This is a genomic window from Micromonospora sp. CNZ299, assembly GCF_002754415.1.
Genome location: NZ_PEFG01000001.1, coordinates 4,085,447 through 4,100,989, shown reverse-complemented (window position 1 = coordinate 4,100,989; position 15,543 = coordinate 4,085,447). Strand labels below are relative to the sequence as shown.

The window sequence follows — 15,543 nt, the reverse complement described above, 5'->3', positions numbered from 1 at the left end:
CGTGCGGGTCAGGCGATGCCGAACTTCTTGCCGAGGAGTTCGAACATCTCCTCGTCGGTGGCGTCGGCCAGGGCTTCGCCCGCGGTCTCCACCGGCTCGGCACGGCCGTGCTTCCAGTCGGCGACGAGCGCCTGCATGCGGGTCATCAGCCGGACGTACGTGACGTCGTCCGGTTCGAGGCCGTCCAGGGCCGCTTCCAGCCGGTCCAGGTCGTCCAGCGCGGAACTGTCGTCGGCGCCGCCGCACAGGCTGTCCAGGAAGGCGGCGAGCGTGACCGGGTTCGGATAGTCGAAGACGAGCGTGACGGGCAGCCGCAGCCCGGTGGCGGCGCCCAGGCGGTTGCGCAGCTCCACGGCGGTCACCGAGTCGAAGCCGAGCTCCTGGAACGCCTTCTTCGGCGGCACCTCGTCGGCCGAGGCGTAACCGAGCACAGTGGCCACCTGCGCGCGTACCGTCTCCAGCAGGACCTTGGCCCGCTCGGCGGGCGGCAGGCCCGCCAGGCGCGCCGTGGCACTCTCGCCGGCGCCGTCCCCGTCGCGGGCGATGGCCGCGAGCACCTGCTGTGCCTCCGGGATCGCGCTGACCAGCGGGCTGGGCCGGGTCGCGGTGACCGCGACGAAGAACCGCTCCCACCGGATGTCGGCGACGGTGAGGAACGGCTCGTCGTGCTCCACCGCCTGGCGCAGCGTGGTGATCGCCAGCTCGGGTGCCATCTCGGCGACGCCGTGGCGGGTCAGCAGCTCGCCGAACTCGCCGTCGGCCATGCCACCGCCACCCCAGGCGCCCCAGGCGATAGCGGTGCCCGGCAGGCCGAGCGACCGGCGGTGCTGCACCAGGGCGTCCAGGTAGGCGTTGGCGGGGGCGTAGTTGCCGACGCCGGAGCTGGCCACCGTGCCGGCGAACGAGGAGAACGTGATGAACGCGTCCAGGTCCAGGCCCCGGGTCAGCTCGTGCAGGTGGCGGGCCGAGTCGACCTTGGCGCGCAGGACACCGTCGACGCGGTGTGTCTCCAGTGCGTCGATCACGCAGTCGTCGAGGACGGCGGCGCTGTGCACGACAGTGGTCAGCGGTGTCTTCGCGGGGATCGCGTCGATCAGCGCGGCCAGGGCGTCCCGGTCGGCGGCGTCGCAGGCGGCCACTGTGACTGTCGCACCCAGCGCGGTGAGGTCGTCGCGCAGCCGGTCCGCGCCGGGCGCGTCCGGGCCGCGACGGCTGACCAGCAGCAGGTGCTCGGCACCGCGCTCGGCCAGCCAGCGGGCCAGTTGGGACCCGAGGCCGCCGGTGCCGCCCAGGATGAGGGTGGTGCCGCGCGGCTGCCAGCTCCGCGCCGGGCTGCGGTCGCCGACCGGGGCGCGCATCAGGCGCCGACCGAGAAGGCCGGGCGGACGGATCGCGGCCTGGTCCTCGCCGGTCGCGCCGGAGAGCAGGGCGCAGAGCAGGCCGGAGCCGCGCTCGTCGAGCGTCCCGGGCAGGTCCACGAGGCCACCCCAGCGTTCCGGGTGTTCGAGCGCGGCCACCCGCCCGAAGCCCCAGAGCAGCGCCTGGACCGGGTTGGCCAGGGGGTCGCCCGGCCCGGTGCCGACCGCGCCGTGCGACGCGCACCAGAGCGGGGCGCCGAGGCCGAGGTCGCCGAGGGCCTGCACCAGTACGACGGTGGCGGCGAAGCCACGCGGGGTGGAGCGGTGCCCGTCCAGGACCCGCTCGTCCAGGGCGAGCAGGGACAGCACCCCGTCGGGGCGGTCGCAGCCGGCCGCGTCGAGCGCCAGGGTGAGCTGGGCGGCCAGGGCGGTGCGCTGGACGTCGACCGGGTCGATCTCCAGCGGCACCACCTGCGCGCCGCCGGCCCGCAGGGCTCCGCTGACCTGGGCGGGCAGTGGGGAGTCGAGACCAGCCGGTACGGCGACCAGCCAGGTGCCGGTGAGGCGGGCCGGCTGGTCGGGGACGCGTACCCACTCGTCGCGGTAGCGCCAACTGTCCAGCATCGAGCCGGTCTGCCGCTGCCGCCGCCACGACGACAACGCCGGGAGCAGGTCCCCCACCGCCGCCGGGTCGGCGCCGATGGTCTCGGCGAGCACGTCCGCGTCCTGCCGCTCGACGGCGTTCCAGAAGACCGCGTCGTCGGTGCCCGAGGTGGCGACGGCGGGAGCCGGGGGCCGCTGGCCGCCCAACCAGTACGGCCGCCGCTGGAAGGCGAAGGTCGGCAGCGGCACGATGCGCCCCTGCGGCTGGACCGTCGCGAAGTCGACAGCGGCACCGTGCACGTACGCCGCGGCCAGCGCCTGGGTGAACCGGCGGAGCCCTCCGTCGCCGCGGCGCAGCGTGCCGAGGACCACGGCGTCGCCGCCGGCCTCCTCGGCGAGGCCGGTGAGCCCGGCGATCAGCACCGGGTGCGGGCTGATCTCGACGATCAGGGCGTGACCGGCGCCCAGGGCGGTGCGGACCGCCTGGTCGAGGCGGACCGGGTTGCGCAGGTTGTCGTACCAGTAGCCGGCGTTCATCGCGGTGCCGTCGATCGGCTCGCCGGTGACCGTGGAGATGATCGGGACGGTGCCGGCGGTCGGCGTGATCCCGTCCAGGAGCCGGGCCAGCTCGTCCTCGATCGGCTCGACCTGGGCGCAGTGCGAGGCGTAGTCCACCTGGACCTGCCGGGCGCGGACCCCGGCCGCCTGGGCCGCGGCCAGGAAGCCTGCGACGTCGGCGCCGGCCACGACCACGCTGGACGGGCCGTTCACGGCGGCCACGGCGATGCCGTCGGTGAGCAGCGGTTCGACCACCGAGAGCGGGGCGTTGACCGACACCATGCCGCCGGTGCCGGACAGGGCCAGCAGCGCGCGGCTGCGCAGGGCGACCACCTTGGCGGCGTCGGTCAGCGACAGCGCGCCGGCCACACAGGCGGCGGCGATCTCGCCCTGGGAGTGGCCGATGACCGCGCCGGGCCGTACGCCACGGGAGATCCAGGTTTCGGCGAGCGACACCATCACCGCCCAGAGCGCGGGCTGCACCACGTCGACCCGGTTCAACGCGGCGGGGTCGGTGGAGCGCAGCACGTCGAGCAGCGACCAGTCGACGTGGGGGTCGAGGGCGGCGGCACACTCGGCGATCCGGGCGGCGAAGACCGGCTCCTGGTCGAGCAGTTCGGTCGCCATGCCGAGCCACTGCGAGCCCTGGCCCGGGAAGACGAAGAGTGGCCTGCCGCCGAGCTGCCGGTCGGCCCGGGGGGCGCTGCCGTCGGGGAACTCGGCGAGGGTCTGCAACATCTCCCTGCGGTTGGAGCCGACGACGACGGCGCGGTGGTCGAAGGTGGCCCGGGTCTTCCACAACGAGTGACCGACGTCCGTCGGTGTGAGCGAGGGGTGCCGGGTCAGGTGGTCGTGCAGGCGCCGGGCCTGCTCGACGAGGCCGGCCTCGGTACGTGCCGAGATCGGCCACGCGGCGAGCTGGCCGTCGCTGCCGTCGGTGGCGTCGACAGGGGTCTCGGCCGGTGGCTGCTCCAGGATGATGTGCCCGTTCGTGCCGGAAACGCCGAACGACGACACCCCGGCCCGGCGCGGGTGCCCGGTCTCCGGCCACGGGATCGTCTCGGTGAGCACCTGCGCGGCGCCCGCCGACCAGTCCACGTGCGAGGTGGGCGCGTCGACGTTGAGTGTCTTCGGCAGGACCCCGTGCTGGATGGAGAGCACCGCCTTGATCAGCCCGGCGATGCCGGCCGCCGACTGGGTGTGCCCGATGTTCGACTTGACCGAGGTGATCCAGAGCGGGTGCTCCCCCGGACGGCCCCGGCCGTACGTCTCCAGCAGCGCCTGCGCCTCGATCGGGTCGCCGAGGGTGGTGCCGGTGCCGTGTGACTCGACGGTGTCGACCTGGTCCGGGGTGAGCCGCGCGTTGGCGAGCGCGGCCCGGATGACCCGCTCCTGGGCCGGCCCGTTCGGCGCGGTCAGGCCGTTGGAGGCACCGTCCTGGTTGGTCGCGCTGCCGCGCACGATCGCCAGGATCGGGTGGCCGTTGCGCTGCGCGTCGGAGAGCCGCTCGGCCATGATGATGCCGACGCCCTCTCCCCAGGCGGTGCCGTCGGCGGCCTCGGCGAAGGGCTTGCACCGGCCGTCCGCGGCCAGCCCTTTCTGCCTGCTGAACAGGATGAACGCACCCGGCGCCGCCATGATCGTGACGCCGCCGACCAGGGCCAGGTCACACTCGCGCGACCGCAGCGACTGGACCGCCCAGTGCATCGCGACCAGCGACGACGAGCAGGCCGTGTCCACCGTGACGGCCGGGCCACCGAAGCCCAGGCTGTACGCGATCCGGCCGGATGCGACGCTGGTGGTGGTGCCGGTGCCGAGGTACATGTCGACGCCCTCGGGCGCCTCGTGCAGCGCGGTGCCGTAGTTCTGCTGCGTGATGCCGACGAACACCCCGGTCTGGCTGCCGCGCAGGCTCTGCGGGTTGACACCGGCCCGCTCGATCGCCTCCCAGGACGCCTCCAGCAGCAGCCGCTGCTGTGGGTCCATGGCGAGCGCCTCGTGCGGGCTGATCCCGAAGAACGCGGCGTCGAAGTCGGCGGCGTCGGTCAGGAACGAGCCCTCCCGGACGTAGCTCTGGCCGGGTGCGTCCGCGTCCGGGCTGTAGAGCGACTCCAGGTCCCAGCCACGGTCGGCGGGGAGCGGGCCGAGCGCGTCGCGCCCGCCGACCAGCATCTGCCAGAGGTCTTCCGGCCCGCGTACGCCTCCGGGGAACCGGCAGCTCATCGAGACGATCGCGATCGGCTCCCGGTCACGGTTCTCGGCCTCGTGCAGCTGCTGCCGGGTCTCCTGAAGGCTGGTGGTGACCTTCTTGAGGAAATGGCGAAGCTTCTCGTCGTCTGCCATCACGACACTCCGAACTCTCGGGTGATGAACTCGAACATTTCGTCGTCGGTGGCCGACTCGAGGTCCTGCGCCACGTCCGCGGCGCCGGTGGGCTCCAGCCCGGCCAGCAGGTCCCGCAGGCGACTGGTCACCTGCTCACGGACCGGTCCGTCGCCGGGCAGCGTGGCCACGGCGGCTTCGATCCGACTCAACTCGGCCAGCAGCGGCTCGGCCGCCCCGACCTCGTCCGGCACCACCTGCGCCCGCAGGTACGCGGCGAGCGAGTGGGCGTTCGGGTAGTCGAAGACGAGGGTGGCGCGCAGCCGCAGGCCGGTCGCGACGTTGAGCCGGTTGCGCAGCTCGACGGCGGTCAGCGAGTCGAAGCCCAGCTCCTTGAACGGCAGGGTCGGGTCCACCTCGTCGGGGCTCGGGTAGCCGAGGACGGCGGCGACGTTGGCGCGTACCACCTGGAGGACCAGGGCGTCGGCGTCCTCGTCGGCGAGACCGGCGAGCCGCTGGGCCAGGCCCACGACCGACGGGCCACCGGCCGGTTCGGCGACCGGCCGGGTGGCGCCACGGACGAGTCCGCGCAGCAGCGCCGGCACTGTCTCCACCGGCTGGTTGCGCAGCCCGGCCAGGTCCAGGTCGGCGGGGATCAGCAGCGGCTCGTCCAGCACACCTGCCGTGTCGAACAGGGCGAGCGCCCGGGCGGTCGGCAGTCGCCGGACCCCGCCGCGCGCCACCCGGCGCAGGTCGGCGCCGTCCAGGTGCCCGGTCATGCCGCTGGACTGCTCCCACAGGCCCCAGGCCAGGGATTCGGCGGGCAGGCCGAGTGCCCTGCGGTGCCGGGCCAGCTCGTCCAGGAAAGCGTTGGCCGCCGCGTAGTTGCCCTGCCCCGCGCCGCCCAGCACGCCGGCCACCGAGGAGAAGAGCACGAACCGGGCGATCTTGCGGTCCCGGGTCAGCACGTGCAGGTTCCACGCGGCGTCGGTCTTCGGCGCCAGTACGGTGTCGATGCGTTCCGGGGTCAGCGCGGTGACGACACCGTCGTCGAGGGCACCCGCGGCGTGCACGACGGTCAGTGGCCGGTCGGCCGGGATCCGGTCCAGGACCGCCGCGAGGGCGTCCCGGTCGGTGGCGTCGCAGGCCTCCACTGTGACCTCAGCGCCGAGGTCGGTCAGGTCGGCGACCAGGTCGTCCACCCCGTCGGCGGAGCGTCCGCGACGTCCGGTCAGCACCAGCCGCCGGGCGCCGTGCTCGGTGACCAGGTGCCGGGCGAGCAACCCGCCGAGGGTGCCGGTGCCGCCGGTGATCAGCACGGTGCCGTCCGGGTCGCCAGGGGTGATGTCCGCGCGCGGTTCCGGGGCGACCGGGACCGGCGCCAGGCGTGGTGCCAGCGGGCGGCCGGCACGGACGACCACCTGCGGCTCGCCGGAGGCGACCGCCGGGACGGCCACCGCGAGTGAGGTGGGATCGTCGTCGAGGTCGAGCAGGACGAACCGGTCCGGGTTCTCGGCCTGGGCGGTGCGGATCAGGCCCCACGCGGCGGCCGAGGCCAGGTCACCGGCCGCATCGTCGGTGTTCGCCGCGACCGCGCCGCGGGTGACGACGACCAGGCGCGACGCGCCGAAGGCCGGCTCCGCGAGCCATCGCTGCACCAGGTCGAGCGCGAGCGTGGTGGTGTGCCGGGCGCCGACGCCGGGTTCGGCCGCCCGCAGTGGATCCGCTTCGAGCGTCGCGAAGACCAACTCGGGTACGGCCGGCGCGTCCGCCAGCGCGGCCAGGTCCGCGTACCCGGTCCCGGCGACACCGGTGAGCTGGTACGGGTCGGCGCCGACGACGGCGGTGGCCGGCGCGGTTGCGGGCAGCACCGGAGTCCAGTCCAGCCGGTACAGCGACTCGTGGTCGCCGCCACGGGCACTGGCCAGCCGGTCCGCAGAGACCGGCCGCATGATCAGCGAGTCGATCTCGGCGACCGGGGCGCCGGTGCTGTCGGCGACGGTGAACGAGACACCGACGGCGCCGGCCGGCTTGAGCCGGATCCGGAAGCTGGAGGAGCCGGTGGCGTGCAGCGAGATGCCACTCCAGACGAACGGCAGGCGGCTCCGTTCGGCGGGTTCACCGTCGCCCATCCGGGTCAGGAAGTTGTTGAGCGACATGGCCTGGAGCCCGGCGTCGAGCAGGGCCGGGTGCATGCCGTACGCGCCTGCGGTGGCCCGGCCCGACTCGGGCAGGGACAGTTCCGCGTAGACGTCGTCCTCGGTGACCCAGGCGGCGCGCAGGCCCTGGAACATCGGTCCGTAGTCGAACGCGGTCCGGCTGACGGCCTCGTAGAACTCGGTGAGGTCGACCGGCCGGGCACCGGGCGGTGGCCAGGTGGTGAGGTTGGTCGGTGCGGCCGGATCGGCGGCGGTGCTGATCGCACCGGTGGCGTGGTGGATCCAGCCGGTGGGGCTGAGCGCGTCGGCGGGCTCTCCGTCGTCGGAGCGGGAGCGGACGTTGAAGGCACGCCGGCCGTTGCCGTCCGGTGGGCCCACCCAGAGCTGTAGTTGGCGGGCGCCGCGCTCGGGCACGATCAGCGGAGTGAGCAGGGTGAGTTCTTCCAGCCGCCGGCATCCGGTCTGGTTGGCGACGTGCAGGGCGAGTTCGACGAAGGCGGTGCCGGGCATGACGTTGGCGCCCATCACCTTGTGCTCGCTGAGCCACGGGTGGGCCTCGACGGAGAGCAGGCCGGTGAAGAGGACGGCGTCGGAGTCGAGCAGCGGGATGGCGGCGCCGAGCATCGGGTGGTTGGCGGCGCTGAGTCCGGCGGTGGCGATGTCGGCGGTGGCCGGGAGGTTGACCTCGTCGACCCAGAACCGCTGGTGCTGGAAGGGGTAGGTGGGCAGGTCGACGGTCCGGGTCGGCGGGACGACGGTGCTCCAGTCGACGGGGGCGCCCTGCACCCAGGCCTCGGCGAGGGCCCGCACCACCTGCCGGGGGCCGCCTTCGCCTCGGCGCAGCGTGCCGACGGCGGGAACGTCGGCGGTGTCGGCGATCGCGCCGGTGAGCACCGGGTGCGCACTGACCTCGATGAAGATCCGGTGCCCCGCCGCGTATGCCGCCTCGACCGCCAGGTCCAGGCGGACCGGCTGGCGCAGGTTCTGATACCAGTAGTCGGCGTCCATCTGACCGCCGCCCTCGACGGTCGAGAACACCGGCACCGTCCCGGGTTGCGCTCGCACCCCGTCGAGCAGACGGGCCAGTTCCGCCTCCACCGGCTCGACCAGAGCGCAGTGCGAGGCGTAGTCCACCTTCACCCGCCTGGCCCGCACCCCGGCCGCCTCCGCAGCCGCCAGGAACACATCCAGGTCAGCACCGGCCACCGCGACACTCGTCGGACCATTGACCACCGCGATGCTCACGCCCTCGGTCAACAACGGGGTGACCACGTCCAGACCGGCGTTGACCGACACCATCCCACCGCTGCCCGCGATCGACAGCAGCGCCTTGCTCCGCAACGCCACGACCCTCGCCGCGTCACTGAACGACAGCACCCCCGCCACACAGGCCGCAGCGATCTCACCCTGCGAATGACCGATCACCGCATCCGGGGTCACACCCCTGGCCCGCCACACCTCGGCGAGAGACACGTGCACCGCCCACAGGACCGGCTGCACCACATCCACCCGCTCCAACGGATCGTCCGAGCGCAAGACCTCCAGCAGGTTCCAGTCCACGAACGGATCCAACGCCGCCGCGCACTCCGCGATCCGCGCCGCGAACACCGGCTCCGCATCCAACAACCCCACGGCCATACCGACCCACTGCGAACCCTGACCCGGGAACACGAACACCACACCAGCCGAGCGCGCCGCACCGGAGACCACAGTGCTGGACGGCAACCCGTCGGCCAGGGCCGCGAGGCCACTGCGGTGATCCGGACCGAGCACCACCGCCCGCTGGACGAACTGGGATCGGGCCACCAGCGAGTGAGCGATCTCGGCCGGGGCCGAACCAAGGTCGGTGAGCCGGCGGGCCTGGTCGGCGACAGCCTTGGCGGTACGCCCGGACAGCACCCACGGCACGTCCTGCGACACCACGGCCGGCTCGTCGACCGGCGCGGCTGGCGCCTCCTCGATGATCACGTGCGCGTTGGTGCCGGAGACACCGAAGGACGAGACGCCGGCCCGGCGCGGACGCCCGTACGCCTCCCACGGCCGGGCGTCGGTGAGCAGCTCGACCGCGCCGGCCGACCAGTCCACCTCGGGGGTGGGCTCGTCCACGTGCAGGGTGCGCGGCATCGTCTCGTTGCGGATCGCCGCGACCATCTTGATGATCCCGGCGACGCCGGCGGCGGCCTGCGCGTGCCCGATGTTCGACTTGATCGACCCGAGCCGCAGCGGCCGGTCCGCGGGCCGGCCCTGACCGTAGGTGGCGAGCAGCGCCTGTGCCTCGATCGGGTCGCCCAGCACCGTCCCGGTGCCGTGCGCCTCGACCACGTCGACGTCGGCGGTGCCCAGGCCCGCGTTGGCCAGGGCAGCCCGGATGACGCGCTGCTGCGAGGGTCCGTTCGGGGCGGTCAGCCCGTTGGAGGCGCCGTCCTGGTTGATCGCGCTGCCCCGGACCACGGCGAGGACGTGGTGGCCGTTGCGCCGCGCGTCGGAGAGCCGTTCGACCACCAGGACGCCGGCGCCCTCGGCCCAGCCGATCCCGTCGGCGGACCCGGCGAACGACTTGCACCGACCGTCCGGGGCCAGCCCGCGCTGCTGGCTGAACGCGACGAACGCGGCCGGGGTCGCCATCACCATCACGCCACCGACCAGCGCGAGGGAACACTCCCCCTGCCGCAGCGCCTGGGCCGCGAGGTGCAGGGCGACCAGCGACGACGAGCAGGCGGTGTCCACCGACAGCGACGGCCCCTCCAACCCGAGCGCGTACGAGACCCGACCGGAGATGACGCTGGCGGTGGTGCTGGTCAGGCCGAAACCGCCCACGCTGGACGGGTCACGGCCGAGCACGCCGCCGTAGTCCTGGCCGCTGGTGCCGGCGAACACGCCGGTCGGGCTCCCCCGCAACGACACCGGGTCGATGCCGGCCCGCTCGATCGCCTCCCAGGAGACCTCCAGGAGCACCCGCTGCTGCGGGTCCATCGCGACGGCCTCACGGGGGCTGATCCCGAAGAACGCGGCGTCGAAGTCGGTGGCCCCGTCGAGGAAGCCGCCCTCCCGGACGTAGAAGCCACCCGGTCGGTCCGCGTCCGGGTCGTAGAGACCCGCGATGTCCCAGCCCCGGTCCTCCGGAACCCCGGTGATCCCGTCGGCGCCCAGGTCGACCAGGTGCCACAGGTCCTCGGGTGTGCGCACACCTCCGGGGTAGCGGCAGGCCATGCCGACGATGGCGATCGGCTCGTCCGCGGCGATCGGCGCGGCCTCGGGGCTCGCCGGTGCCGGTGCCTCGATGCCGATCAACTGGTCGTGCAGGTATCCGGCGAGAGCCTGCGGGGTCGGGTAGTCGAAGATGAGAGTGGCCGGCAGGCGCAGCCCGGTCGCACCGCCCAACTGGTTGCGGATCTCCACGGCGGTCAGCGAGTCGACGCCGAGTTCGGAGAGGGGTTGCTGCGGCGGGACGGCCGCCGGACCGGAGTGGCCCAGGACGGCGGCTGCCTGTCCGCGTACGAGATCGAGCAGTGCGCGCTCCCGGTCCGCCTCGGCGAGGGCGGCGAGGTGGGTGAGGAACGCGTTGCCGGCGCGGGTCTTGGTGCCCGGCCTGCCACCCGGCAGCCGGACCAGACCGCGCAGCAGCACCGGGACGCCGCCCTGGGCGGCCTGCGCCCGCAGCGCGGCGAAGTCCAGCCGGGCCGGCGCGACCACCGGTACGGACGCGGCGATCGCCCTGTCGAAGAGCGCGAGCGCGTCGTCGGACGGCATCGAGACGATGCCGCCGCGGGCGATGCGGGAGAAGTGGGTGTCGTCCAGGTGCTCGGACATGCCGCTGCGGGCGTCCCACAAACCCCAGACCAGCGAGACCGCGGGCAGCCCGGCGGCCCGCCGGTGCTGGGCGAGCGCGTCCAGGTAGGCGTTCGCCGCCGCGTAGTTGCCCTGACCGCCACCGCCGAGGGTCGCGGCGAGCGAGGAGAACAGGACGAACGCGCTGAGGTCCGCGTCCCGGGTCAGCTCGTGCAGGTGGTGGGCGGCATCGACCTTGGGCCGCAGCACCGCGCCGACCCGGTCCGGGGTGAGCGCGCTGACCACGCCGTCGTCGGAGACCCCGGCGACGTGCACCACGGCGGTCAGGGGATGCTCGGCGGGCACCGAGGCGAGCAGCGCGGCGACCGCGTCCCGGTCGGCGGTGTCGCAGGCCTCCAGGGTCACCGCGGCGCCCAGCCTGGTCAGTTCGGCGCACAGCTCGGCGGTGCCTTCGGCGGCGCCGCCCCGGCGGCTGGTGAGCAGCAGGTGCCGCGCGCCGTGCCGGGTGACGAGGTGCCGGGCGAGCAGACCGCCCAGGGTGCCGGTGGCACCGGTGATCAGAACGGTGCCGTCCGGGTCGAGCGGGCGCTGCGGCTCGCGGGCCGGGGCGAGCCGGGCCAGCCGGGGCACCCGTACCGTGCCGCGCCGGACGGCGATCTGCGGTTCGCCGGAGGTGACCGCCTCGATCAGCCGGCCCGTGCTCTCCGGGTGCGCGTCCAGGTCGGCCAGGACGAAGCGCTCCGGGTTCTCCGACTGGGCCGAGCGGATCAGGCCCCAGACCGGCGCGGCGGACAGGTCGGTGACGTCCTCGTCCGGGCCTGCGGCGATCGCCCCGTGGGTGACCAGGACCAGCCGGGCCCCGTCGAAGGCCGGGTCGTCCAGCCAGTGCTGCGCGGTGACCAGCGCGGCGATGGTGGTGGTGTGGGTGGATCGCGGGTCCAGGTCCGTCCCGGAGCAGCCGGCCAGGACCAGGTCCGGGCGGTCGGCCCCACCGGCCACTGCGACACCGAGGGCCGCGAGGTCCGGGTAGCGGTCGACGCCGCGAGCGTCGAGTTCGGGCAGGTCGTCGCCGAGGATCACGATCCGGCCCGGGTCGACGGCGCTGGTCGTGACGGCCGGCCAGTCGACGTGGAAGAGCGTGTCGTCGGTGGTGGCGAGTTGTTCGGCAGAGATGGGCCGCAGCGTGAGCACCCGCACCTCGGCGACCGGTGCGCCGGTGGCGTCCGCGACGGCGACGCTCACGTCGGCGTTCTCCGCGATCCGCACCCGGACCCGCAGGTCGGTGGCGCCGGCCGAGTGCAGGGCGACGTCGTTCCAGGCGAACGGGAGCCGGTTGCCCTGCTCGGTCGTGCGGGCCGGCAGCAGGCCGGTGGCGTGCATGGCCGCGTCGAGCAGCGCCGGGTGCAGGCCGAAGTCCGCCGGGTCGGCGCCGCTGCCGTCCGGGATGCGCACCTCGGCGTACGCGTACTCGCCGGCCACCCAGGCCCGCTGGAGCGCCTGGAACGCGGGTCCGTAGGTGAACCCCTGCGCGGCGAGCCTGTCGTAGAAGCCGGTCAGGTCGGCGGCTTGCGCCCCGGCCGGCGGCCAGTTGGCGAAGTCCCGCCAGTCCGCGGTGGACGCCTCGGCGGCCTGGACCACACCGGCGGCGTGGCAGGTCCACGGCTTGTCCGGGTCGGTGACGTCGACCGCTCGGGAGTGGACGGTCACCGCGCGGGAGCCGTCGTCCTCGGCCGGGCCGACCCACACCTGAAGTTCGGTGTCGCCGCGCTCGGCCAGCACCAGCGGCGTCTGGAGGGTGAGTTCCCGCAGATGACCGCAGCCGACCTGCTCACCGGCGCGCAGCGCGAGTTCCACGAAACCGGTGCCGGGCACCAGCACAGTGCCCTGCACGGCGTGGTCGGCCAGCCAGGAGTGCTGCTCCAGGCTGAGACGACCGGTGTAGAGGAAGCCGCCGCCGTCGGCGAGCGCGACGGCCGCGCCGAGCAGTGGGTGCCCGGCCGGGCGTACGCCCACGTTGGTCAGGTCGCCGGTCCATCGGCGGGAGGTGTCCGGCCAGTAGCGTTCGTGTTGGAAGGCGTAGGTGGGCAGGTGCACCGGCCGGCCGGCGGGGAGCACGGCACGCCAGTCCGGGGACACACCGTGCACGTGCAGGCGGCCGACTGCGGCGAGCAGGGCAACCGGTTCGGGGCGGTCCTTGCGCAGCGTGGCGACGACCACCTGACCGTCGGTCAGGCAGTCCTCGGCCAGCGCGGTGAGGACGCCGCCCGGGCCGATCTCCAGCAGGGTGGTGACGCCGGCGTCCGCCAGTGCGGTGATGCCGTCGGCGAAGCGGACCGCGTCCCGGACGTGCCGCACCCAGTAGGCGGCGTCCTGTCGTTCGTCGAGCCGGCCGGTGACGTTGGAGACGATCGGGATTCGCGGTTCGTGGTAGGTGATGCTCTCGGCGACCCGGCGGAAGTCGTCGAGCATCGGCTCCATCAGCGCCGAGTGGAAGGCGTGGCTCACGGTCAGCCGCTTGGCCTTGCCGAAGTGCGCGGCGACGGCCTCGACCGCGTCCTGCCGGCCGGAGAGCACGATGGAGCGCGGGCCGTTGACCGCCGCGAGCGACACGCCCTCGGTCAGCAGCGGCAGCACCTCGGCCTCGGTGGCCCGAACCGCGATCATCGCCCCGCCCGGGGGCAGCGCCTGCATCAGCGTGCCGCGAGCGGCGACCAGGGTCGCGGCGTCGGCCAGGGACAGCACCCCGGCGACGTGCGCCGCGGCCAGCTCACCGACGGAGTGACCGATCAGGTGGTCGGGGACGATTCCCCAGGACTCGATCAGCCGGTACAACGCCACCTCGACGGCGAAGAGACCGGCCTGGGTGTAGGCGGTCTGGTCCAGCAGGCCGTCCGGGTTCTCCGCGATCACCTGGCGCAGCGGCTGCTCCAGGTGCGGCTGGAGCGCGTCGCAGACCTCGTCGAACGCCGCCGCGAAGGCGGGGTACGCGGCGGCCAGCTCGGTGCCCATGCCGGCGCGCTGGGAGCCCTGACCGGAGAAGAGAAAGGCGGTACGCGCTCTCCCCCGCTGGCCGACGAGCACTCCGGTGTCGAGGCGCCCCTCCGCCAGCGCCGCGAGCCGGTGCACCAGGTCGGCGCGGTCACCGGGCAGGAGCACAGCCCGGTGGTCGAACGTGCCGCGGGCGGCCGTCAGGGCGTACGCCAGGTCGCGCAGGTCGACCCGGTCGTCGCCCGCCACACGGGCGAGCAGTTTCGCCGCCTGCGCCCGCAGTGCCCGTTCGGTACGCGCGGACAGCAACCACGGTCCGTCCGGCGTCGACCTGACCGCCGGTGCGGGCGCGGTGTCGTCCGCGACCTCCGGGGCCTGTTCGAGGACGACGTGCACGTTGGTGCCGCTGACCCCGAAGGAGGAGACCGCCGAGCGGCGGGGCTCCCCGGTCCGCGGCCACGGCCGCCGGCTGGTGAGCAGCTCGACGGCGCCCTCGGACCAGTCGACCTGCGGGGTCGGTTCGTCGACGTGCAGCGTCTGCGGCAGGACACCGGCGCGCATCGCCAGGACCATCTTGATGATGCCGGCGACCCCGGCGGCGGCCTGGGTGTGCCCGAGGTTGGACTTGATCGAGCCGAGCCACAGCGGACGCTCCGGGTCGCGGTCCTTGCCGTAGGTGCCGATGAGGGCCTGCGCCTCGATGGGGTCACCGAGGCTGGTGCCGGTGCCGTGCGCCTCGACCGTGTCGATCTGCGCCGGGGTGAGGCCGGCGTTGGCCAGTGCCCGTTGGATGACGCGCTGCTGCGCCGGGCCGTTCGGCGCGCTGAGCCCGTTGGAGGCGCCGTCCTGGTTGACCGCCGAGCCGCGGATCACGGCGAGGATCGGGTGGCCGTTGCGTTGCGCGTCGCTGAGCCGCTCCAGAACGAGCACACCGGCGCCCTCCGCCCAGCCGGTGCCGTCGGCCGCCGCGGCGAACGCCTTGCACCGCCCGTCGCCGGACAGCCCGCCCTGGCGGGAGAACTCCAGGAACGCGCCGGGGGTGGCCATCACTGTGGCGCCGCCGGCCAGCGCGAGCCCGCATTCCTGCTGACGCAGGGCCTGTGCGGCGAGGTGCAGCGCCACCAGCGACGACGAGCACGCGGTATCGACGGTGACGGCCGGGCCTTCCAGCCCGAGGCAGTACGAGACCCGCCCTGAGACGACAGCGGCGGCGTTGCCCGTGAGCAGGTGCCCTTCCAGTCCTTCGGAGGCGCCCAGCAGCAGCGTGCCGTAGTCCTGACCGGCGGTGCCGGCGAAGACACCGGTCTGGCTGCCCTTCAGCGTCGACGGGTCGATCCCGGCATCCTCCAGGGCCTCCCAGGTGACCTCCAGCAGCATCCGCTGCTGCGGGTCCATGGCGGTGGCCTCGCGCGGCGAGATGCCGAAGAAGGCCGCGTCGAAGTCGGCCGCGTCGTAGACGAAGCCGGCCTGACGGGCGTCGGAGGTGCCCGCCGCCCCGTCGCCGAACAGCGCGTCCAGGTCCCAGCCCCGGTCGTCCGGGAACTCGGCCATCGCGTCGCGTCCGTCGAGCAGCAGTTGCCACAGGTCCTCGGGGGCACGCACGTCGCCGGGGAAGCGGCAGCCCATGCCGATGATGGCGATGGGCTCCTGCTCGCCCGCCTCGACCTCGCGCAGCCGTTGCCGCGTCTGGTGCAGGTCGGCGGTGACCCGCTTCAAATAGTCGAGGAGCTTGTCTTCAGTCAGCATCGCTTGCCAACCCCTCCGGA

At 73.9% G+C, this 15,543-nt stretch carries 2 protein-coding genes; both read right to left on the bottom strand.

Annotation, left to right across the window (positions count from 1 at the left end):
* Positions 1-8: 8 nt before the first annotated feature.
* Positions 9-4,862 (bottom strand): type I polyketide synthase, encoded by a 4,854-nt coding sequence (locus CLT68_RS18900; RefSeq protein ID WP_099852483.1) that lies wholly within the window; start codon positions 4,860-4,862, stop codon positions 9-11.
* Positions 4,862-15,523 carry a type I polyketide synthase gene (locus CLT68_RS18895; protein ID WP_099852481.1) on the bottom strand — a complete coding sequence of 3,554 codons (10,662 nt, stop codon included), beginning with the start codon at positions 15,521-15,523 and terminating at the stop codon, positions 4,862-4,864. Before CLT68_RS18895 ends, CLT68_RS18900 begins: the two co-directional genes overlap by 1 nt.
* Between the last annotated feature and the right edge of the window lie 20 nt (positions 15,524-15,543).

Coding starts and splice junctions, on each gene's coding strand:
- CLT68_RS18900 (WP_099852483.1), bottom strand. CDS start 4,862: ATGGCAGACGACGAGAAGCTTCGCCATTTCCTCAAGAAGGTCACCACC.
- CLT68_RS18895 (WP_099852481.1), bottom strand. CDS start 15,523: ATGCTGACTGAAGACAAGCTCCTCGACTATTTGAAGCGGGTCACCGCC.